The 26,109-nt window shown below is 54.0% G+C and carries 24 protein-coding genes and 1 other annotated feature; of the genes, 18 read left to right on the top strand and 6 right to left on the bottom strand.

The window, feature by feature from the left end; translation table 11 throughout:
* Nucleotides 1-125: 125 nt before the first annotated feature.
* The 3 genes from deoA (at nucleotide 126) to deoD (ending at nucleotide 3,534) form a co-directional block, all read left to right on the top strand.
* Nucleotides 126-1,448 (top strand): thymidine phosphorylase, encoded by a 1,323-nt coding sequence (deoA, locus tag AB182_RS21815; RefSeq protein WP_047371924.1) that lies wholly within the window; start codon nucleotides 126-128, stop codon nucleotides 1,446-1,448.
* Between the two features lie 52 nt (nucleotides 1,449-1,500).
* Nucleotides 1,501-2,724, top strand: coding sequence for a phosphopentomutase (gene deoB, locus AB182_RS21810; RefSeq protein ID WP_047371923.1), 1,224 nt, complete (start codon nucleotides 1,501-1,503; stop codon nucleotides 2,722-2,724).
* A gap of 87 nt (nucleotides 2,725-2,811) precedes the next feature.
* Nucleotides 2,812-3,534, top strand: coding sequence for a purine-nucleoside phosphorylase (deoD, locus tag AB182_RS21805; protein WP_047371922.1), 723 nt, complete (start codon nucleotides 2,812-2,814; stop codon nucleotides 3,532-3,534).
* Nucleotides 3,535-3,637: 103 nt separating this feature from the next.
* On the opposite strand, the gene lplA is transcribed toward deoD, so the two are convergent.
* A complete protein-coding gene (gene lplA / locus AB182_RS21800) occupies nucleotides 3,638-4,654 on the bottom strand; it encodes a lipoate--protein ligase LplA (RefSeq protein WP_047371921.1) in 1,017 nt (338 codons plus the stop codon).
* Between the two features lie 85 nt (nucleotides 4,655-4,739).
* Nucleotides 4,740-5,384, bottom strand: coding sequence for a YtjB family periplasmic protein (locus AB182_RS21795; protein WP_047371920.1), 645 nt, complete (start codon nucleotides 5,382-5,384; stop codon nucleotides 4,740-4,742).
* A 105-nt stretch (nucleotides 5,385-5,489) separates the two neighbouring features.
* Between AB182_RS21795 and serB the strand changes: the two genes are divergently transcribed.
* The 3 genes from serB (at nucleotide 5,490) to nadR (ending at nucleotide 9,223) form a co-directional block, all read left to right on the top strand.
* Nucleotides 5,490-6,461, top strand: a complete 972-nt coding sequence (gene serB, locus AB182_RS21790) for a phosphoserine phosphatase (RefSeq protein WP_047371919.1) — start codon at nucleotides 5,490-5,492, stop codon at nucleotides 6,459-6,461.
* Nucleotides 6,462-6,471: 10 nt separating this feature from the next.
* Nucleotides 6,472-7,854, top strand: coding sequence for a DNA repair protein RadA (gene radA / locus AB182_RS21785; protein ID WP_047371918.1), 1,383 nt, complete (start codon nucleotides 6,472-6,474; stop codon nucleotides 7,852-7,854).
* 142 nt (nucleotides 7,855-7,996) lie between these two features.
* Nucleotides 7,997-9,223, top strand: a complete 1,227-nt coding sequence (nadR, locus tag AB182_RS21780; RefSeq protein WP_047373401.1) for a multifunctional transcriptional regulator/nicotinamide-nucleotide adenylyltransferase/ribosylnicotinamide kinase NadR — start codon at nucleotides 7,997-7,999, stop codon at nucleotides 9,221-9,223.
* 388 nt (nucleotides 9,224-9,611) lie between these two features.
* Here the strand turns inward: nadR and ettA are convergent, their stop codons facing one another.
* Entirely contained in the window at nucleotides 9,612-11,279 is a 1,668-nt protein-coding gene (ettA, locus tag AB182_RS21770) for an energy-dependent translational throttle protein EttA (protein ID WP_039078261.1), read from the bottom strand.
* Nucleotides 11,280-11,579: 300 nt separating this feature from the next.
* Between ettA and sltY the strand changes: the two genes are divergently transcribed.
* Together sltY and trpR are read left to right on the top strand one after the other, a co-directional pair.
* Nucleotides 11,580-13,520: a murein transglycosylase gene (sltY, locus tag AB182_RS21765; RefSeq protein ID WP_047371916.1), complete on the top strand. Its 1,941-nt coding sequence runs from the start codon at nucleotides 11,580-11,582 to the stop codon at nucleotides 13,518-13,520.
* A gap of 63 nt (nucleotides 13,521-13,583) precedes the next feature.
* Nucleotides 13,584-13,913 carry a trp operon repressor gene (gene trpR, locus AB182_RS21760; protein WP_039078263.1) on the top strand — a complete coding sequence of 110 codons (330 nt, stop codon included), beginning with the start codon at nucleotides 13,584-13,586 and terminating at the stop codon, nucleotides 13,911-13,913.
* Here trpR and yjjX read toward each other — a convergent pair.
* Nucleotides 13,904-14,419, bottom strand: a complete 516-nt coding sequence (gene yjjX / locus AB182_RS21755) for an inosine/xanthosine triphosphatase (RefSeq protein WP_047371915.1) — start codon at nucleotides 14,417-14,419, stop codon at nucleotides 13,904-13,906. The genes trpR and yjjX overlap by 10 nt on opposite strands.
* Before the next feature lie 102 nt (nucleotides 14,420-14,521).
* Here yjjX and gpmB point away from each other — a divergent pair, with 102 nt between their 5' ends.
* A complete protein-coding gene (gene gpmB, locus AB182_RS21750) occupies nucleotides 14,522-15,169 on the top strand; it encodes a 2,3-diphosphoglycerate-dependent phosphoglycerate mutase GpmB (protein ID WP_047371914.1) in 648 nt (215 codons plus the stop codon).
* Here the strand turns inward: gpmB and robA are convergent.
* Nucleotides 15,166-16,035, bottom strand: coding sequence for an MDR efflux pump AcrAB transcriptional activator RobA (gene robA, locus AB182_RS21745; RefSeq protein ID WP_047371913.1), 870 nt, complete (start codon nucleotides 16,033-16,035; stop codon nucleotides 15,166-15,168). The genes gpmB and robA overlap by 4 nt on opposite strands.
* Nucleotides 16,036-16,246: 211 nt before the next feature.
* Here robA and creA point away from each other — a divergent pair, with 211 nt between their 5' ends.
* Genes creA through creD form a run of 4 tightly spaced genes read left to right on the top strand, consistent with a single transcriptional unit; the run spans nucleotide 16,247 to nucleotide 20,278 of the window.
* Nucleotides 16,247-16,717: a protein CreA gene (gene creA, locus AB182_RS21740; protein WP_047371912.1), complete on the top strand. Its 471-nt coding sequence runs from the start codon at nucleotides 16,247-16,249 to the stop codon at nucleotides 16,715-16,717.
* Between the two features lie 11 nt (nucleotides 16,718-16,728).
* Nucleotides 16,729-17,418 (top strand): two-component system response regulator CreB, encoded by a 690-nt coding sequence (gene creB / locus AB182_RS21735; protein WP_047371911.1) that lies wholly within the window; start codon nucleotides 16,729-16,731, stop codon nucleotides 17,416-17,418.
* Nucleotides 17,418-18,842, top strand: coding sequence for a two-component system sensor histidine kinase CreC (creC, locus tag AB182_RS21730; RefSeq protein WP_047371910.1), 1,425 nt, complete (start codon nucleotides 17,418-17,420; stop codon nucleotides 18,840-18,842). The genes creB and creC overlap by 1 nt, the downstream gene beginning before the upstream one ends.
* Before the next feature lie 56 nt (nucleotides 18,843-18,898).
* Nucleotides 18,899-20,278 carry a cell envelope integrity protein CreD gene (gene creD / locus AB182_RS21725; RefSeq protein ID WP_047371909.1) on the top strand — a complete coding sequence of 460 codons (1,380 nt, stop codon included), beginning with the start codon at nucleotides 18,899-18,901 and terminating at the stop codon, nucleotides 20,276-20,278.
* 39 nt (nucleotides 20,279-20,317) lie between these two features.
* Here the strand turns inward: creD and arcA are convergent, their stop codons facing one another.
* Nucleotides 20,318-21,034, bottom strand: a complete 717-nt coding sequence (gene arcA, locus AB182_RS21720; RefSeq protein ID WP_039078271.1) for a two-component system response regulator ArcA — start codon at nucleotides 21,032-21,034, stop codon at nucleotides 20,318-20,320.
* A 95-nt stretch (nucleotides 21,035-21,129) separates the two neighbouring features.
* On the opposite strand from arcA, the gene yjjY reads away from it, so the two are divergent.
* The 5 genes from yjjY to thrB all read left to right on the top strand — a co-directional run bounded on the left by yjjY (nucleotide 21,130) and on the right by thrB (nucleotide 26,109).
* Nucleotides 21,130-21,270 carry a YjjY family protein gene (gene yjjY / locus AB182_RS32110; RefSeq protein WP_086870418.1) on the top strand — a complete coding sequence of 47 codons (141 nt, stop codon included), beginning with the start codon at nucleotides 21,130-21,132 and terminating at the stop codon, nucleotides 21,268-21,270.
* Between the two features lie 399 nt (nucleotides 21,271-21,669).
* Entirely contained in the window at nucleotides 21,670-22,356 is a 687-nt protein-coding gene (locus AB182_RS21715) for a tRNA/rRNA methyltransferase (RefSeq protein ID WP_047371908.1), read from the top strand.
* Between the two features lie 210 nt (nucleotides 22,357-22,566).
* Nucleotides 22,567-22,635 carry a thr operon leader peptide gene (gene thrL / locus AB182_RS30965; RefSeq protein WP_071846003.1) on the top strand — a complete coding sequence of 23 codons (69 nt, stop codon included), beginning with the start codon at nucleotides 22,567-22,569 and terminating at the stop codon, nucleotides 22,633-22,635.
* Nucleotides 22,574-22,691 (top strand) — a sequence feature (Thr leader region). Its footprint overlaps the gene before it by 62 nt.
* 24 nt (nucleotides 22,692-22,715) lie before the next feature.
* Complete coding sequence (gene thrA, locus AB182_RS21710) at nucleotides 22,716-25,178, top strand: bifunctional aspartate kinase/homoserine dehydrogenase I (protein WP_047371907.1); 2,463 nt, start codon at nucleotides 22,716-22,718, stop codon at nucleotides 25,176-25,178.
* A 1-nt stretch (nucleotide 25,179) separates the two neighbouring features.
* Nucleotides 25,180-26,109 carry a homoserine kinase gene (gene thrB / locus AB182_RS21705; protein WP_047371906.1) on the top strand — a complete coding sequence of 310 codons (930 nt, stop codon included), beginning with the start codon at nucleotides 25,180-25,182 and terminating at the stop codon, nucleotides 26,107-26,109.

Raw genomic sequence — 26,109 nt, 5'->3', positions numbered from 1 at the left:
GCCCGGACGAGGCGCACGCGCGCCGACTCCGGGATCTCCCCGGCGGCGCTACGCTTGGCCGGGCTACAGGAACGTAGCATGGGCGCAAGCTCGCTGCATTTAACCTGATTTATCGGGGGGTTACCGTGTTTCTCGCACAAGAAATTATTCGCAAAAAACGTGATGGTCACGCACTCAGTGATGAAGAGATTCGTTTCTTTATCAACGGGATTCGTGACAACACCGTGTCCGAAGGGCAAATTGCCGCTCTGGCGATGACCATTTTCTTCCACGACATGGCAATTGAGGAGCGCGTGTCGCTGACCATGGCGATGCGAGACTCAGGGACCGTCCTCGACTGGAAACAGCTTAATCTCAACGGGCCTGTCGTCGACAAACACTCCACCGGTGGTGTGGGGGATGTGACCTCGCTGATGCTTGGGCCGATGGTTGCGGCCTGCGGCGGCTATATTCCCATGATCTCCGGTCGTGGGCTTGGCCATACCGGCGGGACGCTCGACAAACTGGAAGCTATTCCGGGGTTTGATATTTTCCCCGATGACAAACGCTTTCGCGACATCATTAAAGATGTGGGCGTCGCGATTATTGGACAGACGAATTCTTTAGCTCCCGCTGACAAACGCTTTTATGCCACGCGCGATATTACGGCGACGGTCGATTCTATTCCGCTGATTACCGCCTCGATCCTTGCCAAGAAACTGGCGGAAGGACTGGACGCGCTGGTGATGGACGTCAAAGTGGGTAGCGGGGCATTTATGCCGACGCCAGAACTTTCTGCCGAACTGGCGCAGGCGATCGTTGGTGTGGCGAATGGCGCCGGTGTGCGTACCACCGCACTGCTCACCGACATGAACCAGGTGCTTGCCTCCAGCGCAGGTAACGCTGTTGAAGTACGTGAAGCCGTCCGCTTCCTGACCGGAGATTACCGCAACCCGCGTCTTTATGACGTGACGATGGCGCTCTGCGTAGAAATGCTGGTCTCCGGCAAACTGGCGAAAGATGACGCCGAGGCGCGCAGACAATTGCAGGCGGTGCTGGATAACGGTAAAGCGGCGGAAATCTTTGGCCGCATGGTGGCTGCACAAAAAGGCCCGACCGATTTTGTCGAAAATTATGACAAATACCTGGCAACCGCGACGCTCAGTAAGGCCGTCTATGCCGATACCGAAGGGTTCATTGCGCAAATGGACACCCGCGCGCTGGGGATGGCGGTGGTCTCAATGGGCGGCGGGCGTCGTCAGGCGTCCGATACCATCGATTACAGCGTGGGCTTTACCGATATGGCGCGTCTGGGTGATGCGATCGACGGGCAGCGTCCTTTAGCGGTGATCCACGCAAAAGATGAAGCAAGCTGGCAGGAAGCGGCAAATGCAGTCAAAGCTGCGATTGTGATCGCCGATAAAGCGCCAAAAGAGACGCCAACGGTCTGGCGACGCATTACCGATTAACGATATACTGATCTGATCGCTATTTTTTGAAGCACTACGTACGGAGAACAATATGAAACGTGCATTTATTATGGTGCTGGACTCCTTCGGCATCGGCGCAACAGAAGATGCCGAACGTTTTGGTGACGTGGGTTCCGATACCATGGGTCACATCGCAGAAGCCTGTGCCAAAGGCGAAGCGGACAACGGTCGTAAAGGCCCGTTGAACCTGCCAAATCTGACCCGTCTGGGTCTGGTGAAAGCACATGAAGGTTCTACCGGTAAAATCGCAGCCGGCATGGACGGCAACGCTGAAGTGGTAGGCGCATACGCCTGGGCGCATGAGCTCTCCTCTGGTAAAGACACCCCGTCAGGCCACTGGGAAATCGCCGGTGTGCCAGTACTGTTCGACTGGGGCTATTTCTCCGATCATGACAATAGCTTCCCGCAGGAATTGCTGGATAAACTGGTGAAACGCGCAAACCTGCCGGGCTATCTCGGCAACTGCCACTCTTCCGGCACGGTTATCCTTGATCAACTGGGCGAGGAGCATATGAAAACCGGCAAGCCGATTTTCTATACCTCTGCCGACTCTGTGTTCCAGATTGCCTGCCATGAAGAGACCTACGGCCTGGATAAACTCTACGAGCTGTGCGAAATCGCCCGTGAAGAGCTGACCGAAGGGGGTTACAACATCGGTCGCGTTATCGCGCGTCCGTTTATTGGCGATAAAGCGGGGAATTTCCAGCGTACTGGTAACCGTCACGACCTGGCCGTTGAACCGCCTTCTGCTACCGTGCTGCAAAAACTGGTCGATGAGAAAGACGGTCAGGTGGTTTCTGTAGGGAAAATCGCGGATATCTATGCCAACTGCGGTATCACCAAAAAAGTGAAAGCAACTGGCCTGGATGCGTTGTTTGACGCCACGGTGAAAGAGATGAAAAGCGCGGGTGATAAGACAATCGTCTTTACCAACTTCGTTGATTTCGACTCATCATGGGGCCATCGTCGCGATGTTGCCGGTTATGCGGCGGGGCTGGAGCTGTTCGACCGTCGTTTGCCGGAGCTGATGGAGCTGGTGGGGGAAGATGACATTCTGATCCTGACCGCTGACCACGGCTGTGACCCGACCTGGCAAGGCACCGATCATACCCGCGAGCACATTCCGGTGTTGATCTACGGCCCGAAAGTGAAACCCGGTTCGCTCGGCCACCGTGAAACCTTCGCCGATATCGGCCAGACCATTGCGTCGTACTTCGGTACGTCACCCATGGACTACGGCAAAAACATGCTTTGATTTGGTAAGGGGCATCGTCTGATGCTCTTACCCCGACTCTCTCCCGCGGGAGAGGGGGAAAACACAACGAATAAAAAGGAACTGAAGATGGCAACTCCTCACATTAATGCAGAAATGGGTGATTTCGCTGACGTTGTGCTGATGCCCGGCGACCCGCTGCGCGCAAAGCACATTGCTGAAACCTTTTTCGAAGATATCCGTGAAGTGAACAATGTGCGCGGCATGTTGGGTTATACCGGTACCTATAAAGGCCGCAAAATCTCCGTAATGGGCCATGGCATGGGTATCCCATCCTGCTCCATCTACGCGAAAGAGCTGATCACCGATTTCGGCGTGAAAAAAATCATCCGTGTGGGCTCCTGCGGCGCGGTACGTATGGACGTGAAACTGCGTGATATCGTTATCGGTATGGGTGCTTGCACTGATTCCAAAGTTAACCGCATGCGTTTTAAAGACCATGATTTCGCTGCGATTGCTGACTTTGACATGGTGCGTAACGCGGTTGACGCGGCCAAAGCGTTGGGTGTGGATGCCCGCGTCGGTAACATCTTCTCTGCGGATCTGTTCTATGCACCGGACGGCGGCGAGATGTTCGACGTGATGGAAAAATACGGCATTCTGGGCGTGGAAATGGAAGCGGCGGGCATCTACGGCGTTGCCGCAGAGTTCGGTGCGAAAGCGCTGACCATCTGTACCGTCTCCGACCATATCCGTACCCACGAGCAGACCACCTCTGCTGAGCGTCAGACGACGTTCAACGACATGATCAAAATCGCGCTGGAATCTGTACTGCTGGGCGACAAAGAGTAAGCGCTTTACCCCTCACCCTAACCCTCTCCCAGTGGGAGAGGGAACGGCCTGGAGCGGTTTTGGTTTTCTCCCGCGACCCGGGGGTGAGGGCATCAGACAGCCGCTACCGCACGGCCCCCGCAATCCACGCGGACAACTCCCGCAATTCGGTTTCCTGCTCCGGGAAATCCCCCAACAGCGCATCACACTCTTGTGCCAGCATATCCGCGCGATACAGACAGCCCTGCAGGCGTGCGGCCAGGGCCTCCAGCGGTGCGGGATTCAGGCTATCGGTAAACACCTGTGTGCGGGTGATATGCCCTTTCTCCACGTCAAAATGAAGCTCCACGCCGCCCCACGTAAAGCGTTCATCAAGCAAATGGCTGAATGCAGGTGCCTGACCGAAATTCCACTCCCAACTGCTTTGGCGGGCAAAAGTGTCAGCGAAATTCGGCAGATCCGGGGTGTTGTCCGGAGAAATTACCTCGGCTTTAACGCGCTCACCGTAGTGAGAGAAGAAGGCTTCCGTTACAGCCTCGCAGATGCGCTCGTGGCTGATACCCGGCAACAGTTCGACCAGATTTGCGACGCGTCCGCGCACGGAGGTAATGCCCTTGGCCTGGAGCTTTTTCTTGTCCGGGTTGAGATAGTTTGCCAGGCGGCTGAGATCGGCATTGAGCAACAGTGTGCCATGATGGAAACCGCGATCTTTGGTCTCACGGTAGGCGGAGCCAGAGACTTTGCGATCGCCCTCCGGCGTTTTGACCACCAGATCGTTACGTCCGGACGCTTCTGCCGTCACGCCCAGCGCATTCAGCGCCTGCAACACAATCGCGGTTGAGATCGTTTTGTCGTACTCCGGTTTACCCGCCATAAAGGTGAAGCAGGTATTACCTAAGTCATGGAACACCGCACCACCGCCGCTGCTGCGTCTTGCCAGACGAACATTGTCTTCTTCCATGCGCCGGGTATTACACTCTTTCCACGGGTTCTGCGCCCGCCCGATAACCACCGTATCGGCGTTACGCCAGAGGAAAAGTACACGCTGGGTCGCGGGCATCTGGCGGAAAATACACTCCTCCACCGCCAGGTTGAACCAGGGATCATAAGAATCAGAGATAAGCAGACGCAGTGTGGACATGGCAGATTTCCTTTCCTGAAAAGAGGTCGTTTTTCACGTTGCCAGCGCGCAGGCTGCAACGTGAAATCCGTAAGGTGCAGGTAGATTACTCTTTCTTTTCGTTCTCTTCCTCTTCCTGCACCGGCTTGCTGGCGGTAAGCAGGAAAGGGGACTGTTGCCAACGGGTTCGTTTTCCCTGCAACAGCGTACGGGTCAGTACGACGCCAATAGCCAGCGAAAGGAGCAGCATAAGGCGTAAAATATTGGTGGTGTTATCGACCTGTTTGGCTTCCGTCGCGAGGGTATGGGTATCCAGCGTTAAACGCAGGTAGCCCAGCGGGCTGTTTTTCCCCTGAATCGGCTCGACGATCTGCTGGTTGAAGTAGCCCCCGGCTTTTTTGCCGTCCAGCGCCAGCCTGTCGCGCACATCAATACTTTCGCCGGAACGGGCAATCAGATCGCCGCGTTCGTCATAGACGCCCGCATCAAGAATTCGGCTCTCCTCGGTCAATTGCCGGAGCACAATGCTGATACGCTTGTCGTCAGGCGTTTCCGCACGCATCAGTGGCGCAAGGTTTATCGTGACCTGTTTCGCCAGCGTGCGGGCCAGCTCTTCAAGCTGCGGATTGCGCTGACGCTGGTGATTCTGACTGAACCATGATGCGCCCTGCATAAGGGCAACAAGCAGCGCCAGACAGAAGAGCACGATCACGGCGCGATGAAGCCGGAATTTGAGTTTTGCGCGAGCCATATTCCACCTGTTGAAAATTTGCGGCTTAATGTTGCCAGAAGCGCTGGTTACAAGGTAGCCTCATGCGTTATTTTTACCTCAGCACATACCCCTACAGGAGCTGTAATGCCGAATAATTTGACCTGGTGCGACCTGCCCAATGACGTTTCTCAGTGGCCTGGGTTGCCGCTCTCTTTAAGTGGCGATGAGGTCATGCCCCTGGATTATCACGCAGGTCGTAGCGGATGGCTTCTGTATGGACGCGCACTCAATAAAGAACGTCTGACCGCCTGGCAGCGTAAACTGGGCGCGGCAATGGTAATCGTGGCAGCCTGGTGCGTGGAAGATTATCAGGTTATCCGTCTTGCCGGTTCACTCACCCCGCGTGCTACCCGCCTGGCGCATGACGAGGGGCTGGACGTTGCGCCGCTGGGTAAAATTCCGTCTCTGCGCCACCCTGGCTTGATGGTGATGGACATGGACTCAACCGCAATTCAAATTGAGTGCATTGATGAAATCGCTAAACTGGCCGGTACGGGCGAAATGGTATCGGAAGTGACGGAACGCGCCATGCGCGGTGAGCTGGACTTCACGGCCAGCCTGCGTCAACGCGTGGCAACGCTTAAAGGCGCTGATGCGAAAATTCTGCATCAGGTCCGCGACAGCCTGCCCTTGATGCCGGGCCTTACGCAACTGGTGCTAAAACTGGAAACACTGGGCTGGAAAGTGGCGATTGCCTCAGGTGGCTTTACCTTCTTTGCCGATCACCTGCGCGAGATGTTGCGCCTGACAGAGGCGGTAGCCAACCATCTGGAAGTGGTTGACGGTAAGTTCACCGGTAATGTTCTGGGTGACATTGTGGATGCACAGTACAAAGCCAATACCCTGAAACGCCTGGCGCAGGAACACGAGATCCCGGCTACTCAAACGTTCGCCATTGGCGACGGCGCAAATGATCTGCCGATGATCAAAGCCGCCGGGTTGGGTATTGCGTTCCACGCGAAACCGAAAGTGAATGAAAAAGCGGAAGTCACCATCCGTCACGCTGATTTGATGGGGGTGTTCTGCATTCTCTCAGCCAGTCTGGCGAAGAAATAACGAGGTCTCTGTGGCGAAAGCTCCAAAACGCGCCTTTGTCTGTAATGAATGTGGTGCTGATTATCCCCGCTGGCAGGGGCAATGCAGCGCCTGCCATGCCTGGAACACGATTACCGAAGTGCGTGTGGCTGCCTCGCCTGTCGTGGCGCGTAATGAGCGCTTAAGCGGGTATGCCGGCAATGCGGGCGCGTCGAAAGTTCAGAAACTTTCTGATATCAGCCTGGAAGCCTTGCCGCGTTTTTCGACCGGCTTTAAAGAGTTCGACCGTGTGTTAGGCGGCGGCGTGGTACCGGGAAGCGCTATTTTGATTGGCGGTAACCCCGGCGCGGGTAAATCGACACTTCTGCTGCAAACTCTGTGCAGGCTCGCGGAACAGATGAAAACGCTGTATGTCACCGGCGAAGAGTCATTACAGCAGGTGGCGATGCGTGCGCACCGTCTTGGCCTGCCCACTGCTAATCTGAATATGTTGTCGGAAACCAGCATTGAACAAATCTGCCTGATTGCCGATGAAGAGCAGCCGAAGCTGATGGTCATCGACTCTATCCAGGTGATGCATATGGCGGACATCCAGTCTTCGCCGGGTAGCGTGGCGCAGGTACGTGAAACGGCGGCCTACCTCACGCGCTTTGCGAAAACGCGTGGGGTGGCGATTGTGATGGTCGGACACGTGACCAAAGATGGCTCGCTGGCCGGGCCGAAAGTCCTTGAGCACTGTATTGACTGTTCTGTCTTGCTGGATGGCGATGCGGACTCCCGTTTCCGTACGCTGCGTAGCCATAAGAACCGCTTTGGCGCGGTGAATGAGCTGGGTGTCTTTGCCATGACAGAACAAGGACTTCGGGAAGTGAGCAACCCGTCTGCCATCTTCCTTAGCCGTGGCGATGAAGTGACTTCTGGCAGCTCAGTGATGGTGGTCTGGGAAGGTACTCGTCCGCTGTTGGTGGAGATTCAGGCACTGGTCGATCACTCAATGATGTCCAATCCCCGACGTGTTGCTGTCGGCCTTGAACAAAACCGTCTTGCCATTTTGCTGGCGGTGCTGCATCGCCACGGCGGCCTGCAGATGGCCGACCAGGATGTCTTCGTTAACGTGGTTGGCGGCGTAAAAGTGACGGAAACCAGTGCGGATCTGGCGTTGTTACTGGCTATGGTTTCGAGCCTGCGCGACCGGCCTCTGCCTCAGGATCTGGTGGTCTTTGGCGAGGTTGGGCTGGCAGGCGAGATTCGCCCGGTTCCCAGCGGACAAGAGCGTATTTCCGAAGCGGCGAAACACGGTTTCCGGCGGGCGATTGTGCCTGCCGCGAATGTGCCGAAAAAACCGCCAGAAGGGATGCAGGTTTTTGGTGTTAAAAAACTCGCAGATGCACTCAGTGTCTTTGACGACTTATAATTATATTCCCGTCGTCTTTCTGTCGGCAGGTGTGATGGCTGCGTTTACTCCCCGCCTCCTGCCCCGAAATGCATAGGGAATTTTGCATAATAAGCCTGGCACGTTGATGCTGCCAGGCAGGTTCAGCCAGCAGGAGGCACTCGTGTCGTCATTCGACTATCTTAAGACCGCAATCCGTCAGAAAGGCTGCACATTGCAGCAGGTGGCCGACGCCAGCGGCATGACCAAAGGCTATTTGAGCCAACTCCTGAATGCCAAAATCAAAAGTCCCAGCGCACAAAAACTCGAGGCGCTGCACCGTTTCCTCGGATTAGAATTTCCGCGTCGGCAAAAAAGCGTTGGCGTCGTTTTTGGTAAGTTTTATCCGCTGCATACCGGACATATCTACCTGATTCAGCGTGCCTGTAGCCAGGTGGATGAGCTGCATATCGTGATGGGTTACGACGAGAAGCGCGACCGCGAACTGTTTGAAGACAGCGCGATGTCCCAGCAGCCAACCATCAGCGACCGCCTGCGCTGGTTGCTCCAGACCTTTAAGTATCAAAAAAACATCCGTATTCATGCCTTTAATGAAGAGGGAATGGAACCTTACCCGCATGGCTGGGATGTCTGGAGTAAAGGCATTAAAGCGTTTATGGATGAAAAGGGCATTCAGCCTGACCGGATTTACAGTTCAGAAGAGGCGGACGCCCCCCAGTACCTTGAGCATCTGGGTATTGAAACGGTGCTTATCGATCCGAAGCGCACTTTTATGAATATTAGCGGCGCGCTTATTCGTGAGAACCCGTTCCGCTACTGGGATTATATCCCTACCGAAGTGAAGCCCTTCTTTGTGCGCACCGTGGCTATCCTGGGCGGCGAATCCAGCGGCAAATCGACGCTGGTCAATAAGCTCGCGAATATCTTCAATACTACCAGCGCGTGGGAGTATGGCCGGGATTATGTCTTCTCTCACCTTGGCGGCGACGAGATGGCGTTGCAGTATTCCGACTATGACAAGATCGCGTTGGGACAGGCGCAGTATATTGATTTTGCTGTCAAATATGCCAATAAGGTAGCCTTCATCGATACCGATTTTGTCACGACGCAGGCGTTTTGCCTGAAGTACGAAGGGCGTGAGCATCCTTTTGTGCAGGCGATGATCGATGAATACCGTTTCGACCTGGTGATTCTGCTGGAAAATAATACGCCGTGGGTCGCTGACGGGCTAAGAAGTCTGGGCAGTTCGGTGGATCGCAGCGAATTCCAGCAGATGCTGGTGAATATGCTTAAAGAGAATAATATTACCTGGCGGCATGTGGAAGAGCCTGATTATGACTCCCGTTTTTTGCATTGCGTGGAACTGGTAAAAGAGTTGATGGGGGATTAGGGGGAAACCTTCTGCGGCCTGATGCCCTCTTCCACAGGGAGAGGGAGAAAGCCAATATCGCGCTCAGACAGTACCCTCTCCCCGCGGGAGAGGGTTAGGGTGAGGGGAAACATCGAGGCTGTGCGGCCTGATGCCCTCACCCCGTCCCTCTCCCACGGGGAGAGGGAGAAAGCCAGCATCGCGCTCAGACAGTCCCCTCTCCCTACGGGAGAGGGTTAGGGTGAGGGGAACATCGAGGCTGTGCGGTCTGATGCCTTCACCCCGTCCCTCTCCCACGGGGTGAGGGCGTAAACCCTAAAAAAGGCAACGTGCGTTGCCTTTTTGCTTTAACCTCCACGGGGAGAGGGCGCAAACACTAAAAAGGGCAACTTGCGTTGCCCTTTTGCTTTTACTTTGAAATACGTTTGTACTTGATACGCTTCGGCTCCAGCGCGTCGGCGCCCAGCGTGCGTTTCTTGTACTCTTCGTATTCGGTGAAGTTACCTTCGAAGAACTCCACCTTACCTTCGTCCTGGTAGTCCAGGATGTGGGTCGCGATACGGTCAAGGAACCAACGGTCGTGCGAGATAACCATTGCGCAGCCCGGGAACTCCAGCAGGGCGTTTTCCAGCGCGCGCAGGGTTTCGATATCCAGGTCGTTGGTCGGTTCATCGAGCAGCAGTACGTTACCGCCGACTTGCAGCAGTTTCGCCAGATGCAGACGGCCGCGCTCACCACCGGACAGCTCGCCCACGCGTTTGCCCTGGTCAACACCTTTAAAGTTGAAGCGGCCAACGTAGGCGCGGCTCGGCATCTCGGTATTGCCGATCTTCATGATATCCAGGCCGCCGGACACTTCTTCCCATACGGTTTTACTGTTATCCATCGCGTCGCGGAACTGGTCGACGGAAGCCAGTTTGACGGTTTCGCCCAGGGTGATAGAGCCTGCGTCGGGCTGTTCCTGGCCGGACATCATACGGAACAGCGTGGATTTACCCGCGCCGTTAGGACCGATGATGCCGACAATAGCGCCTTTCGGTACGGAGAAGCTCAGATCGTCGATCAGTACGCGGTCTCCGTAGGATTTACGCAGGTTGCTGACTTCCACCACTTTATCCCCCAGACGTGCGCCTGGCGGAATAAACAGTTCGTTGGTCTCGTTACGTTTCTGGTACTCGACGTTGTTAAGTTCTTCAAAACGAGCCAGACGGGCTTTACCCTTAGACTGACGGCCTTTCGCGCCCTGACGAACCCACTCAAGTTCTTTCTCGATGGACTTACGACGCGCCGCTTCCTGAGAGGCTTCCTGCGCCAGACGCTGATCTTTCTGCTCCAGCCAGGAGGAGTAGTTGCCTTCCCATGGAATACCCTCACCGCGGTCCAGCTCCAGGATCCAACCGGCAACGTTATCGAGGAAGTAGCGGTCGTGGGTAATCGCCACCACGGTACCCTCGAAGTCGTGCAGGAAGCGTTCCAGCCATGCCACAGATTCCGCATCCAGGTGGTTAGTCGGTTCGTCGAGCAACAGCATGTCTGGTTTTTCCAGCAGCAGACGGCACAGCGCAACGCGGCGGCGCTCACCACCGGAGAGGTTGGCGATTTTCGCGTCCCAGTCCGGCAGGCGCAGGGCATCGGCGGCGCGCTCAAGTTGCACGTTCAGGTTGTGGCCGTCATGTGCCTGAATAATTTCTTCAAACTTACCTTGTTGCGCGGCGAGTTTATCGAAGTCAGCGTCCGGCTCAGCATATTTCGCATACACTTCGTCCAGACCTTTCAGCGCGTTAACCACTTCGGAAACCGCTTCTTCCACGGATTCACGCACGGTCTGTTCCGGGTTCAACTGCGGTTCCTGCGGCAGGTAGCCGATTTTCAGGCCCGGCTGTGGGCGGGCTTCACCTTCAATATCGGTATCGATGCCAGCCATGATGCGCAGCAGGGTAGATTTACCGGCGCCGTTAAGGCCCAGTACACCGATTTTTGCGCCAGGGAAGAAACTCAGCGAGATATTTTTCAGAATATGACGTTTCGGCGGAACCACTTTGCCGACACGATGCATGGTATAAACGAATTGAGCCACGTTGGACTTCGCCTCTTTTTATCCCTTCATCCATCAGGTTACAGTTACCGGGCCAGGATGCATTCCTGTACCGCCACCTTGCAACCTGACTTATTCAGGGCTAATGAATGGTGATAGTTTTCAAAGGCGAAGTGTAGCCGTTTTCCGTGCCCAATCCCAGCCAGCAGCACCCGTAGTGTTAAATCGCACAAGAAAGGTAAAAAAGTGTGCATTACGTGGCGCGTTAGGGCGTGCACGGTTAGCATTAAGGCATTATGCGGCATGACGCTGTAGGTATCGTTTATATAAGAGGAATAAGCTGTGCAGAGAGCTAAACATGCCGCCTGGCGTTTTCTGGCGGCCAGTATTTGTTTGCTGTCCCTCAGCAATGTGGCGCGAGCGGACTCACTGGACGAACAACGTAATCGCTATGCTCAGATCAAACAAGCGTGGGATAACAAGCAGATGGATGTGGTGTCGCAACTGATGCCAGGGCTGCAAAACTATCCGTTATACCCTTATCTGCAGTACCGACAGATAACCGATGATCTGATGAACCAACCCACCGTCACGGTGACCAATTTTATCCAGGCAAACCCCACATTACCGCCGGCCCGCACGCTGAAGACACGTTTTATCAACGAGCTGGCGCGTCGGGAAGACTGGCGTGGGTTACTGGCATTCAGCCCGGAAAAACCCACTACAACGGAAGCGCAATGTAACTACTACTTTGCGAAATGGAACACCGGGCAGGCAGAAGAAGCCTGGCAGGGGGCGAAAGAACTGTGGCTGACGGGAAACAGCCAACCGAATGCCTGTGACCGCTTGTTTGGCGCATGGCGCGCTTCAGGCACGCAAGATCCGCTGGCGTTTCTGGAACGTATTCGTCTGGCAATGAAAGCAGGCAATACGCGGCTGGTTATTCTGCTGGCGGGCCAGATGCCATCGGACTATCAGACCATCTCTTCTGCCATCATTACGCTCGCCAACGATCCGGGTAGCGTCATGACCTTTGCCCGTACCACCGGGGCGACCGACTTCACCCGTCAGATGGCTGCCGAAGCGTTCGAAAGCGTCGCGCGTGACGATGTGGAAAACGCCAGGCTGATGATTCCGTCGCTGGTGCAGGCGCAACAACTCAATGAAGAGCAGACACAAGCGTTGCGCGACATTGTCGCGTGGCGTTTGATGGGAAATGACGTGACCAGCGAGCAGGCGCGCTGGCGAGATGACGCTATTATGCGTTCACAGTCTATCTCGATCGTCGAGCGACGCGTGCGGATGGCTATCGGTAACGGCGACCGCCGCGGCTTGAATACCTGGCTTGCGCGCTTGCCGATGGAGGCAAAAGAGAAGGATGAGTGGCGCTACTGGCAAGCCGACCTACTGCTGGAACGTGGACGTGACGCCGAGGCGAAAGAAATCCTGCATGCGCTCATGCAACAACGCGGATTCTACCCGATGGCGGCGGCCCAGCGTCTGGGTGAAGAGTACACCATGAAAATCGATAAAGCGCCGGGGAATATCGATCCTGCGCTGGCAAACGGGCCTGAAATGTCCCGTGTGCGCGAACTGATGTACTGGAATCAGGACAACACTGCCCGTAGCGAGTGGGCCAATTTAATCACCAGTCGCAGCGTGCAGGAACAGGCGCAACTGGCGCGCTATGCGTTTAACCAGCACTGGTGGGATCTGAGCGTACAGGCGACCATCGCCGGTAAGTTGTGGGATCAACTTGAAGAACGCTTCCCGCTGGCCTATAGCGACTTGTATGCCCGCTATACGAGCGGGAAAGATATTCCGCAAAGCTATGCGATGGCGATCTCTCGTCAGGAGAGTGCCTGGAACCCCAAAGCGCGTTCCCCGGTTGGGGCCAGCGGACTTATGCAGATTATGCCGGGTACGGCAACGCATACGGTGAAGATGTTTAATATTCCAGGCTACAGCAATGCGGCTCAATTACTGGAACCGGAAGTAAATATCAACATCGGTACCAGCTATCTGCAATATGTCTATCAGCAGTTTGGTAACAACCGCATCTTCTCCTCCGCAGCGTACAACGCCGGGCCGGGTAGGGTGCGGACCTGGCTGAATAACAGCGGCGGGCGAATTGATGCGGTAGCCTTTATAGAGAGCATTCCGTTTTCCGAAACCCGTAGCTATGTGAAAAACGTGTTGGCCTATGACGCGTATTACCGTTTCTTTATCAATGGTAACAAAGCGCCGGTGCTGACAGATGCGGAGTGGCAGCGTCGTTACTGATTTCTGTGGTTTGTGTTATGCTATGTACTCTCTAGCGAGTACATAGCATAACGGCGGCATATTATGACCCAGCAATCACCTTATTCAGCGGCCATGGCCGAACAGCGTCACCAGGAATGGCTACGCTTTGTTGAACTCGTCAGGCAGTCTTACGAACAGGATCTGCATCTTCCGTTACTTAACCTGATGCTCACCCCCGATGAACGTGAAGCGCTGGGTACCCGTGTACGCATTATCGAAGAGTTATTGCGCGGGGAGATGAGTCAGCGTGAACTCAAAAGCGAACTCGGCGCGGGCATTGCAACGATCACCCGAGGCTCCAACAGCCTGAAAGCGGCACCAGCCGACCTGCGTTTATGGCTGGAGCAGACGCTGCTTAACGATCAGCGATAGACCGCATTGTGAAAGGGGCTTAATGCCAGTATCACGGCCTGGTGATAGACGCTGGCGCGCGTCAGTTTTCCGGCGGTAAACACGCCAATTGCGCCCTCTTTGCGCCCAATCTCATCAATACCGGTGTACGCCGACATCGCTGGTCCAAGCGCCTCACCTGCACGGATTTTCTGCAGGATCACCTCCGGCAAGGGGAGGGTGGCGGAACGCGCTTCGCCGCGCTGTTCCCGACTTTCGATGACTACCCAGCTAAAGGTGCTGCCTTCATCGATGCCGGCTTCGATAGCCACCCAAAAGTCCGCATCCGGGGAAGCGTGGCGAGCATTTGCGACACGGTTACGTGCGCCAGCAAGCGTTTCTTTACTGCCCAGAGGCTGTTCGGGTACGCCGCTCTCAACAGCGATCGCATCGATATGGCAGGAGCCTTCACCGAAAATCTCATTAAAAGCGTGCAGAATAGCCCGAATTTTGGCGGGGTTTGTGGTAGCAGCGACAACATGGTGCATAATCAATAGCTGGCTTCCCGTAATGAGACGTGTTCTGTCAGCATGGCGGGTAAGGCCTTCCTCATATAATAAACTTCATCGCAGTATAATGGATATAAAAGCATGTTACAGGTATACCTTGTCCGCCACGGTGAAACGCAGTGGAACGCCGAGCGTCGTATTCAAGGCCATTCAGACAGTCCGTTAACCGAAAAAGGGGAGCAGCAGGCATGGCAGGTGGCCGAACGCGCTAAAGCGCTGGGCATCACCCATATCATTGCCAGCGATCTCGGACGTACACGTCGCACGGCTGAAATCATCGCAGAGTTATGCGGTTGCGATATCACCCTTGATTCGCGCCTGCGTGAACTCGATATGGGCGTGCTCGAAAAGCGTAATCTTGAAACCCTGACCGAAGAAGAAGAAGGCTGGCGTCGCCAACTGGTAAATGGCACCGCAGGGGGGCGTATTCCCGGCGGCGAGTCAATGCAGGAGCTTGCCGATCGTATGCATGCCGCCCTTGCGACCACCCTGGCGTTACCGCAGGGCAGCCGCCCGATGATCGTCAGCCACGGTATGGCTCTGGGCTGTCTGGTCAGCACCATTCTGGGGCTTCCGGCCTATGCTGAGCGCCGCCTGCGTTTGCGTAACTGCTCTATTTCCCGTATCGATTATCAGGATAGCGCATGGCTGGCGTCGGGATGGGTGGTGGAAACGGCAGGCGACGTCTCACATCTGGACGCCCCTGCACTGGATGAATTGCAGCGTTAACGGCGGACCGGAATCAGATACTCACAGCGGATGTAAAGCGGCGGCTCTTGCGCCCGCGCATCTTCCTGCGGGTAGAAACGCTCGATATCCTGACCTTTACGGCGTGTCAGATTCAGCATCGGCATGCAGGTACCGTAGACGGTCAGGATAAACTCCTGCACGCCAGTCCCCGGCCCTTCATAGAAGAACATGACATACTCACCGCCTTCGAGTGTCACCGGTTGGGCGTTATGCATATAACCGTTCGCCATTTCCGGCGTTAAGGCGGTAGTGTAAAACACCTCTTGCTCGTCATCTTTTTCCAGGCTTGGTCGCGGTTCATGCAGGCCATACATCTCAGCCGGAATGGTTGGCGAATTGCCTAAAAAGTCACGCCAGAACTGGATACGCATCTGATTGCGGAAATCGGAAATCTCTTCCAGCGAGCAGGTATAGCTCTGCGTCGTACCGATAAGCTGCATATCCGGAAGGGTGATAAACTCATGCCTCGGCATAGCAAACTCACCTAAACGCAACGGTGGACGAATGCCGAAGGCGCTCCAGTCAGGTGAACGGCGATACAGTGCGGGTGTCAGATTAAACTGCTTTTTAAACGCGCGAGTAAAGGTTTGCTGAGAGTCAAAGCGATACTGCAAGGCGATATCCAGAATGGGACGCGAGGTCAGACGCAAAGCAACAGCAGACTTCGACAGGCGGCGCGCGCGAATATAAGCGCCAATCGCATGGCCCGTCACGTCTTTGAACATCCTTTGCAGATGCCACTTGGAATAACCTGCTTTTGCCGCCACATTATCTAACGACAATGGCTGATCCAGGTGGCCTTCCAGCCAGGTAAGTAGATCACGAATAATCCCAGCCTGATCCATAAAATATCCTCATCCTTAAAACGGCTTACGCCTGATACCAGGAAAGGGATAATACCACTGTTTGTTGATTTAGCATTCAGTGTTTTTTTTGTGCATTAGTGCGCATTGTGTCTGATTTTCATGATAATTTTTGTAAATTAGTGATCTATAAACCTTTTCCTGTTAAACCCGAGAATAGTCGCTCAACGTTATATTCAAAAATGGTAACAATATGAAATACACGCGTTTAATACTTTCCTCATTAGCATTGCTGTGGAGTTCTGCACATGCAGAACAGATTGGCTCAGTGGACACTGTATTCAAAATGTTCGGCCCGGATCACAAAATCGTGGTGGAAGCTTTTGACGATCCTGATGTGCAAAATGTGACCTGTTACCTGAGCCGGGCGAAAACAGGCGGTATTAAAGGTGGCCTTGGGCTGGCGGAAGATACCTCTGATGCGGCGATTTCCTGTCAGCAGGTGGGGCCAATTGAACTCAGTGATAAGATCAAAAATGGCAAAGCGCAGGGCGACGTTGTTTTCCAGAAACGTACCTCACTGGTGTTTAAGAAACTGCAGGTGGTCCGTTTTTACGACAGCAAACGTAACGCGCTGGTTTATTTGACCTATTCCGATAAAGTGGTGGAGGGGTCCCCGAAAAATGCACTGAGTGCGGTGCCGATTATGCCATGGGGTAAATAAAAGGAATGGAGATGCCGCAACCGCGAATATGGCTGGTTGAAGATGAGGCAAGTATTGCCGAGACGCTGATTTATATGCTGCAGCAGGATGGGTTCGCCGTCACCTCATTTGACCGGGGGCTGCCTGTTCTTGACGCGGCGACGCGGCAGTTGCCGGACCTGGCGATCCTGGATGTCGGGCTGCCGGATATCAGTGGTTTTGAGCTGTGTCGTCGTTTGCTGGCACGGGCACCAGGGCTACCCGTGCTGTTCCTGACCGCACGCAGCGACGAGATCGACAAGCTACTGGGGCTGGAAATGGGGGCCGATGATTATATCGCCAAACCGTTCTCACCCCGGGAAGTGTGCGCCCGGGTACGTACCGTGCTACGCCGCTTCCAGAAAGCGACGGTGCAATCTTCGCTTCTTCGTGTCGGGCAGTTCGAACTGGATGAAGAGGCGGCTATCATCCGCTGGTGTGGCGATATTCTCCCTCTTACACGTTATGAATTTCTCCTGCTAAAAACCTTGCTGCATGCGCCGGGCAGGGTTTTTTCGCGCCAGCAACTCATGGATCTTGTCTGGACCGATGCCGAAGAGAGCTTCGATCGTACTGTCGATACGCACATCAAAACGCTGCGCGCTAAATTGCGTGCGGTAAATGGCGACCTGTCGCCGATTAATACTCATCGCGGTATGGGTTATAGCCTGGGCATCCGCTAATGCGTATCGGAATGCGACTGCTGCTGGGCTACTTTTTACTTGTGGCGGTTGCCGCCTGGTTTGTGTTGTCTATTTTTGTTCAGGAGATCAAACCGGGTGTCAGGCGAGCCACTGAAGGCACGCTGATTGATACCGCCACGCTGTTGGCAGAAGTGGCGCGCGATGATTTGCTCTCCGGGCAGGCGCAAAATGGCAAGCTGGCAGAGGCGTTCACGTCACTTAACCAAAGCAACATTAACGCCAATATCAGCGGAATTCGTAAGGTACGTAACGAATACCATGTCTACATGACGGATGCGGCAGGTAAGGTCGTTTTCGATTCTACAGGCCGGGCCGTAGGGCAGGATTTTTCACGCTGGAATGATGTCTGGCTGACGCTGCGTGGAAAATATGGGGCGCGAAGTACGCCTTCCGATCCAAACGACCCGGAAAGTACGGTTATGTATGTGGCGGCTCCCGTCACCGACCAGGGGCGTATTATCGGCGTACTGAGCGTGGGTAAACCCAACAGTGCGATTGCCCCGGTTATCAGACGCAGTGAGCGGCGTATGCTCTGGGCCAGCGCGGCTTTGCTGGGGATTGCGCTGGTGATTGGGTTTGGGGTGACGTTGTGGATTAACCGTTCTATCGGCAAGCTGACACGCTATGCGGATGCCGTGAGCGAAAAAAATCCTTTACCACTTCCTGACCTGGGAAGTAGCGAGCTGCGTAAGCTGGCGCAGGCGCTGGAGAGTATGCGCCTTAAGCTCGAAGGGAAAAACTATATTGAGCAGTACGTCTACGCACTTACCCATGAACTAAAAAGCCCGCTGGCAGCTATTCGCGGCGCGGCAGAAATTCTTCATGAAAACCCGCCACCGGATATCGCCACCCGTTTTACCAACAATATTCTGGCGCAAAATGCGCGGATGCAGCTGCTGGTTGAGAAGCTGCTACAGCAAGCGAAGCTCGAAAATCGCCAGGAAGTAGTGACAACATCCATCCCCGTTGATGTCCTGTTCCGACAGCTTGAGGACGATCGTAGCGTGATGTTGGCCGCTAAAAATCTGACCCTCGAATGCGACGCAGGGCAGCTCGTTATCGAGGCGGATGCCGGGCTGCTTAGCCAGGCATTGGGCAATCTTCTCGACAATGCGATCGATTTTACCCCGCGTGGCGGACACATTTCGCTACGTGCTCGCGAGCAGGATGCACATACTGTCTTTACCGTGTGTGATAACGGGGCGGGGATTCCGGATTACGCCCTTGAGCGGATCTTTGAACGGTTTTACTCATTGCCGCGCGAGAATGGACAAAAGAGCAGTGGCCTTGGGCTGGCCTTCGTTCAGGAAGTGGCGCGTTTGCATCAGGGAACCATTGAGGTAAGTAATCGACCACAGGGCGGCGCTGAGGCGCGCCTGACACTTCACCGTCACTTCACATAACTTCAAATTCTCCTCTTATAGCCCCGTTACTCTGCGTGCATCACAAAGGAGGGGCTATGTTGAAATCACCGTTATTCTGGAAAATTACCACCCTGGCAGGGTGCATTTGTCTGTTGCTGATCCCATTGATGATGGTTGGCAATTTAATCAAAGAGAGAAGCGATTACCGTAATGAGGTCGCCGATACGTTACGGCAAAGTAGTGCCGGGCCGCAAAAGCTGATTGGGCCGCTGATTGCGATTCCGGTGACGGAGATGGTGACCTCGCTGGAGTCGACGGGAGATGAACCCCCGAAGGAGGTTCGCCGTTCGAAAAGCTATATCCGCTTCTGGCTGCCTGAAACACTCATGGTCGAAGGGAAGCAACAAGTTGAAAACCGTCAGGTGGGTATTTACGAAGGGCAAGTCTGGCAGGGGGATATCAGCATAAACGCAGAGTTTGACCCAAAGCGGGCTGGGCTGGAAGCGAGTGATACCCGGCAACTGGGCGAGCCGTTTGTTGTGTTTGCCCTGAGTGATGCCAGAGGGATCGGGCAAATACGGGCGATGAAAGTGAATGGTGAATCGCTCAACGTGGAGCCGGGATCGGGGCTGATAAGCGGCTTACAGGGTATCCATGTGCCACTGACCGCGCAGGGGATTACGCAGAAAAATATCAAACTCAACGCCTCTTTCAGTCTCAATGGCACCGGCGCCTTTTCCGTGGTTCCTCTTGGCAGAAACAGTGAAATGGCGATGATGGGGGACTGGCCTCACCCGGGCTTTACCGGTGACTTTTTGCCCATTAAACGTGAAGTGACTCCTGCGGGTTACCAGGCTAGCTGGCAAAGTACCTGGTTTGCCAATAACCTGGACAGTAAAATCCGCGATGTCCTGAGTCTGAGTGGTGACAATGAGTGGCGTCTGCCCGCATTCAGCGTCAATATCGCCACACCTGCCGATCAGTATCAACTGACAGACAGAGCGGTGAAATATGCGATTTTGCTTATCGCCCTCATTTTCGCTGCGTTTTTTGTCTTTGAAAGTCTTACCGGGCGACAAATGCACCCGATGGAATATCTGCTGGTGGGGTTGTCACTGGTGATGTTCTACCTGGTCCTGCTGGCGTTGTCAGAGCATGTTGGCTTTACCTGGGCGTGGATCATCGCCAGTGGGCTGGGAACGACGATCAATGGTGTTTATTTGCAGGGCGTATTGAAAAGCTGGCGTGCCAGCCTGCCTTTTAGCGGTGCGCTATTGATGCTCTATGGCGTAATGTGGAGTCTGCTGAACTCCGAAGACAGCGCATTGTTGCTTGGAACGGGCGTGCTATTTGCGGCGCTGAGTACCGTAATGATACTCACACGGCGGTTCGACTGGTACTCACTCTCGCGAACGACGAAAAAACCCGTAGAGAGCCAGATTTCTGGCGATGAAGAATTACGGATATGGAAATAAAAAAAGCGGCGCCAGGCGCCGCTTTTTTTTGGAAGGGAATTATTCCTGCAGATCGCCGCAGAAGCGGTATCCTTCACCATGAATCGTCGCAATGATTTCCGGTGTATCCGGCGTAGATTCAAAATGTTTACGGATACGACGGATGGTGACGTCAACCGTACGGTCGTGCGGTTTCAATTCACGGCCGGTCATTTTTTTCAGCAATTCGGCACGGGATTGGATCTTGCCCGGATTTTCGCAGAAATGCAGCATCGCACGAAATTCGCTACGTGGCAGCTTATACTGTTCACCATTAGGGCTGATCAGTGAGCGGCTGTTAATATCCAGTTCCCAGCCATTGAACTTGTAGCTGTCGACACTGCGGCGCTCTTCGCTGATTGTGCCCAAATTCATAGTACGGGACAGCAGGTTGCGCGCACGGATGGTCAGTTCACGCGGGTTGAACGGTTTGGTGATGTAATCATCCGCACCAATTTCAAGGCCCAGAATTTTGTCTACTTCGTTGTCACGACCGGTCAGAAACATCAGCGCGACATTCGCTTGCTCGCGTAATTCGCGGGCAAGTAAAAGGCCATTTTTACCTGGCAGATTGATATCCATAATCACCAGGTTGATATCATTTTCGGAGAGGATCTGATGCATTTCAGCGCCATCTGTCGCTTCAAAGACATCGTAACCTTCCGCTTCGAAGATGCTTTTCAACGTGTTGCGTGTTACCAACTCGTCTTCAACGATAAGAATGTGCGGGGTCTGCATGTTTGCTACCTAAATTGCCAACTAAATCGAAACAGGAAGTACAAAAGTCCCTGACCAGCCTGGTACATGTCGCAAATTAACATGAACGGCGTAACATGACTAAAGTACGTAATTGCGTTCTTGATGCACTTTCCATCAACGTCAACAACATCATTAGCTTGGTCGTGGGCACTTTCCCTTTGAACCCGACAGTGTCAAAAACGGCTGTCATCCTAACCATTTTAACAGCAACATAACAGGCTAAGACGCAAAGGACACCCAATAAAACTACGCTTCGTTGACATATATCAAGTTCAATTGTAGCACGTTAACAGTTTGGTGAAATCTTGATATCTAAATGCTAGCGATTATCACAATTTTTCAATAAACCAACTAGTTGCGGATATTAATTGATAAACAAGCTGAATCCAATAGAAGATTCAGATTCATCATTGAAATGCCATGAAGAAACATAGGGATAAGCATTTTCTGTTAACATTTAAGCGGATAATACCGTCAGTCAACAGTTTAGCTTTTTTTAACCGGTGGCAAAGCGAAATTCAGTGATTGCTGTTACAAAATTGTAAATTCGCGACGCGTAATATGCTGACATAATCCTTCATTTGCGCGTCGGACGAGAAAAAAGAGAGTAAAAAATGCACCTGGCCATTGTACTGGTTTCTCCCGCCAGAGCGGAGAATGTTGGCGCTGCCGCGCGCGCAATGAAAACGATGGGTTTTACAGATTTGCGCATTGTTGACAGCGATGCCCACTTACAGGATGGCGCTCGGCGTGTCGCACATGGCGCTGGGGATGTGCTTGATAATATTAAAACTTATCCAACGTTATCCGATGCGCTAGCGGATGTTTCGTTCAGCGTCGCCACGACGGCGCGCAGCCGTGCGAAATTCCATTACTACGCAACGCCTGCGGAGCTGGTGCCATTATTGGCGGAAAAAAGCGCGTGGCTGCCGTCGGCCGCACTGGTGTTTGGTCGGGAAGATTCGGGCCTGACCAACGACGAGTTGGCGCTTGCGGACATTCTGACAGGTGTGCCGATGGTGGCCGATTATCCCTCACTTAATCTGGGACAGGCCGTCATGGTTTATTGTTATCAATTAGCATCTTTAATACAAAATGTTCCCAACGTGGTCACGCAACGTGACGAAAACCAGCTTCGTGCTTTGCGTCTGCGGGCGCGTGCATTACTCGAAAAACTCGAGGTGGCGGACGACATGAAAATGGCCGACTGGCTGGATCAGCGTGTGGGGATGCTGGAGCAGCGAGACACCGCAATGTTGCACCGTTTGCTGCATGACATTGAAAAAAAACTCACCGAGTAAATCACTGCCATAAGAATGTTTTATGGATGAAGTCACTACAATGATGCGACTTGTATGGTCTTTACCTATGATAAGTCAATGAGTAGCGAGCGTAGCGGAAGGTCGCGGAAAATAGCTGAAAACTAAAAATACGTTGACTTAACGCGGCAGATACTTTAACCAATATAGGCAGAGCACAGACAGAATAAAATTACAGAGCACACAACATCCATGAAACGCACCAGCACCGTCACCATTATTATTACCACCACCATTACCACAGGTAACGGTGCGGGCTGACGCGTACAGGAAACACAGAAAAAAGCCCGCACCTGAACAGTGCGGGCTTTTTTTTCGAGCAAAGATCAAGGGGTAATACCATGCGAGTGTTGAAGTTCGGCGGTACATCAGTGGCAAATGCGGAAAGGTTTCTGCGTGTTGCCGACATCCTGGAGAGCAATGCCAGGCAGGGGCAGGTGGCAACTGTGTTATCTGCCCCGGCGAAAATCACCAATCACCTGGTCGCAATGATCGAAAAAACGATCGGGGGTCAGGATGCCGTACCGAATATTAGCGATGCCGAGCGTATTTTTTCTGAGCTACTGCAAGGATTGGCGGATGCCCAGCCTGGTTTCCCCCTCGCACAGTTAAAAACCTTTGTCGAACAAGAGTTTGCTCAGATCAAACATGTATTGCATGGGATAAGCCTGTTGGGGCAGTGCCCGGACAGCATCAATGCGGCGCTCATCTGCCGCGGCGAAAAGCTTTCCATCGCCATTATGGCGGGACTGCTGGAAGCGCGCGGTCATAAGGTGAGTGTGATAGATCCGGTCGAGAAACTGCTGGCTATTGGGCACTATCTTGAGTCTACGGTGGATATTGCGGAATCAACGCGCCGCATCGCCGCCAGCCGTATCCCATCCGACCATATGGTATTGATGGCAGGGTTCACTGCCGGAAACGAAAAAGGTGAGCTGGTTGTTCTGGGGCGCAATGGTTCTGATTACTCCGCCGCGGTTCTGGCTGCCTGTCTACGTGCGGATTGTTGTGAAATCTGGACGGATGTTGACGGCGTCTATACGTGCGATCCACGCCAGGTGCCGGATGCCCGTCTGCTGAAATCTATGTCGTACCAGGAGGCGATGGAACTCTCCTACTTCGGTGCGAAAGTGCTCCATCCGCGTACCATTACCCCTATCGCTCAGTTCCAGATCCCTTGCCTCATTAAAAATACCGGTAACCCGCAAGCGCCAGGTACCCTGATTGGCGCCACTTCTGACGAAGACGGCTTGCCGGTGAAAGGTATCTCCAACCTGAATAATATGGCGATGTTCAGTGTCTCAGGTCCGGGTATGAAAGGCATGGTCGGCATGGCTGCGCGCGTATTCGCCGCAATGTCGCGTGCCGGTATCTCTGTCGTGTTAATTACCCAGTCCTCCTCTGAATACAGTATCAGCTTCTGCGTACCGCAATCCGACTGCGCCCGTGCGCAGCGTGCAATGGGCGATGAATTTTATCTGGAGCTGAAAGAAGGCCTGCTGGAGCCGCTGGCTGTGATGGAGCGCCTGGCCATCATCTCTGTCGTGGGCGATGGCATGCGCACACTGCGTGGCATTTCCGCAAAATTCTTTGCTGCCCTGGCTCGCGCCAATATCAACATCGTGGCGATCGCACAGGGCTCTTCCGAGCGTTCGATTTCTGTCGTGGTGAGCAACGATGATGCCACGACTGGCGTGCGCGTCACGCACCAGATGCTGTTTAATACCGACCAGGTTATCGAAGTGTTTGTGATTGGCGTGGGGGGGGTCGGCGGTGCGCTGATCGAGCAGCTTAAACGCCAGCAAACCTGGCTCAAAAGTAAGCATATCGATCTGCGTGTTTGCGGTGTGGCGAATTCAAAAGCCCTGTTAACCAATGTGCATGGACTGAATCTGGAAAACTGGCAGGCTGAGCTTGCTGAGGCCAAAGAGCCTTTCAACCTGGGTCGTCTGATTCGTCTGGTGAAGGAGTATCATCTGCTCAACCCGGTGATTGTGGATTGTACGTCACACCAGGCGGTGGCCGATCAGTACGCCGACTTCCTGCGCGAAGGTTTCCATGTGGTGACGCCAAACAAAAAGGCTAACACCTCATCAATGGATTATTATCATCAGTTGCGCCACGCTGCGGCGAAATCCCGCCGTAAGTTCCTCTATGACACCAACGTGGGCGCGGGGCTGCCGGTTATCGAAAACCTGCAAAACCTGCTCAATGCGGGTGATGAGTTACAACGCTTCTCCGGGATTCTCTCCGGCTCGCTGTCGTTTATTTTCGGTAAGCTTGACGAAGGGATGAGCCTGTCGGAGGCGACTAAAATCGCACGTGAAATGGGCTATACCGAGCCTGATCCGCGTGATGATCTCTCTGGCATGGACGTGGCGCGTAAGCTTCTGATCCTGGCCCGCGAAACGGGGCGTGAGCTGGAGCTTTCCGATATCGCAATTGAACCTGTGCTGCCAGCAACGTTCGACGACGGTGGCGATGTTGACAGCTTCATGGCGCGTCTGCCGCAGCTTGATGACCATTTCGCCGATCGCGTAGCGAAAGCGCGTGATGAAGGCAAAGTGCTGCGTTACGTTGGCAACATCGAAGAAGATGGCACCTGTCGGGTGAAAATTGCCGAAGTGGACGGTAACGATCCGCTGTTCAAAGTGAAAAACGGCGAAAACGCCCTTGCGTTTTATAGCCACTATTATCAACCGCTGCCGCTGGTTCTGCGTGGCTATGGCGCGGGCAATGATGTTACAGCGGCGGGTGTGTTTGCAGACTTGCTGCGTACGCTGTCATGGAAGTTGGGAGTTTAAGATGGTGAAAGTATATGCTCCGGCCTCCAGCGCCAATATGAGCGTGGGTTTTGACGTGCTGGGCGCAGCGGTTACGCCAATTGATGGCACGCTGTTGGGTGATAACGTCTCGGTTGAGGCGGCTGACACTTTTAGTCTGAAAAATCTGGGGCGTTTTGCCAGCAAACTGCCGACAGAGCCGCGTGAAAACATTGTCTATCAGTGCTGGGAGCGTTTCTGCCAGGAGATTGGCAAAACGGTTCCTGTCGCGATGACGCTGGAAAAAAACATGCCGATTGGCTCGGGACTGGGCTCCAGTGCCTGTTCCGTTGTCGCGGCGCTGGTGGCAATGAACGAATATTGCGGTAAACCGTTAAATGAGACGCGTATGCTGGCGCTGATGGGCGAACTGGAAGGACGCATTTCCGGCAGCGTGCATTACGACAACGTGGCGCCTTGCTACCTCGGCGGCATGCAATTAATGATCGAGGAAAACGGCATTATCAGCCAGCAGGTGCCAGGCTTTGATGAATGGCTGTGGGTGCTGGCTTATCCGGGCATTAAGGTTTCTACCGCGGAGGCACGCGCTATCCTGCCAGCGCAGTATCGTCGCCAGGATTGTATCGCTCATGGCAGACATCTGGCGGGCTTTATTCACGCCTGCTACTCCCGTCAGCCTCAGCTTGCGGCGAAGTTGATGAAAGACGTCATTGCTGAGCCGTATCGCATGAAATTACTGCCTGGCTTTAATGAGGCACGTCAGGCGGTCGCCGAAATTGGCGCGCTCTCCTGTGGCATTTCTGGTTCCGGCCCAACGCTTTTCGCGTTGTGCGATAAAACGGAAACCGCGCAACGTGTAGCAGACTGGCTGAGCAAACACTATTTGCAAAATCAGGAAGGCTTTGTTCATATTTGCCGTCTGGACACGACGGGTGCACGAGTAGTGGGATAA

Origin of the sequence: Phytobacter ursingii (genome assembly GCF_001022135.1) — a bacterium.
GTDB lineage: Bacteria > Pseudomonadota > Gammaproteobacteria > Enterobacterales > Enterobacteriaceae > Phytobacter > Phytobacter ursingii.
Note: the sequence above shows the minus strand (reverse complement) of the source record. Positions and strands in the feature narration are given on the sequence as shown.

Coding starts and splice junctions, on each gene's coding strand:
- deoB (WP_047371923.1), top strand. CDS start 1,501: ATGAAACGTGCATTTATTATGGTGCTGGACTCCTTCGGCATCGGCGCA.
- deoD (WP_047371922.1), top strand. CDS start 2,812: ATGGCAACTCCTCACATTAATGCAGAAATGGGTGATTTCGCTGACGTT.
- lplA (WP_047371921.1), bottom strand. CDS start 4,654: ATGTCCACACTGCGTCTGCTTATCTCTGATTCTTATGATCCCTGGTTC.
- AB182_RS21795 (WP_047371920.1), bottom strand. CDS start 5,384: ATGGCTCGCGCAAAACTCAAATTCCGGCTTCATCGCGCCGTGATCGTG.
- serB (WP_047371919.1), top strand. CDS start 5,490: ATGCCGAATAATTTGACCTGGTGCGACCTGCCCAATGACGTTTCTCAG.
- trpR (WP_039078263.1), top strand. CDS start 13,584: ATGACCCAGCAATCACCTTATTCAGCGGCCATGGCCGAACAGCGTCAC.
- yjjX (WP_047371915.1), bottom strand. CDS start 14,419: ATGCACCATGTTGTCGCTGCTACCACAAACCCCGCCAAAATTCGGGCT.
- gpmB (WP_047371914.1), top strand. CDS start 14,522: ATGTTACAGGTATACCTTGTCCGCCACGGTGAAACGCAGTGGAACGCC.
- robA (WP_047371913.1), bottom strand. CDS start 16,035: ATGGATCAGGCTGGGATTATTCGTGATCTACTTACCTGGCTGGAAGGC.
- creA (WP_047371912.1), top strand. CDS start 16,247: ATGAAATACACGCGTTTAATACTTTCCTCATTAGCATTGCTGTGGAGT.
- creB (WP_047371911.1), top strand. CDS start 16,729: ATGCCGCAACCGCGAATATGGCTGGTTGAAGATGAGGCAAGTATTGCC.
- creC (WP_047371910.1), top strand. CDS start 17,418: ATGCGTATCGGAATGCGACTGCTGCTGGGCTACTTTTTACTTGTGGCG.
- creD (WP_047371909.1), top strand. CDS start 18,899: ATGTTGAAATCACCGTTATTCTGGAAAATTACCACCCTGGCAGGGTGC.
- arcA (WP_039078271.1), bottom strand. CDS start 21,034: ATGCAGACCCCGCACATTCTTATCGTTGAAGACGAGTTGGTAACACGC.
- yjjY (WP_086870418.1), top strand. CDS start 21,130: ATGACTAAAGTACGTAATTGCGTTCTTGATGCACTTTCCATCAACGTC.
- AB182_RS21715 (WP_047371908.1), top strand. CDS start 21,670: ATGCACCTGGCCATTGTACTGGTTTCTCCCGCCAGAGCGGAGAATGTT.
- thrA (WP_047371907.1), top strand. CDS start 22,716: ATGCGAGTGTTGAAGTTCGGCGGTACATCAGTGGCAAATGCGGAAAGG.
- thrB (WP_047371906.1), top strand. CDS start 25,180: ATGGTGAAAGTATATGCTCCGGCCTCCAGCGCCAATATGAGCGTGGGT.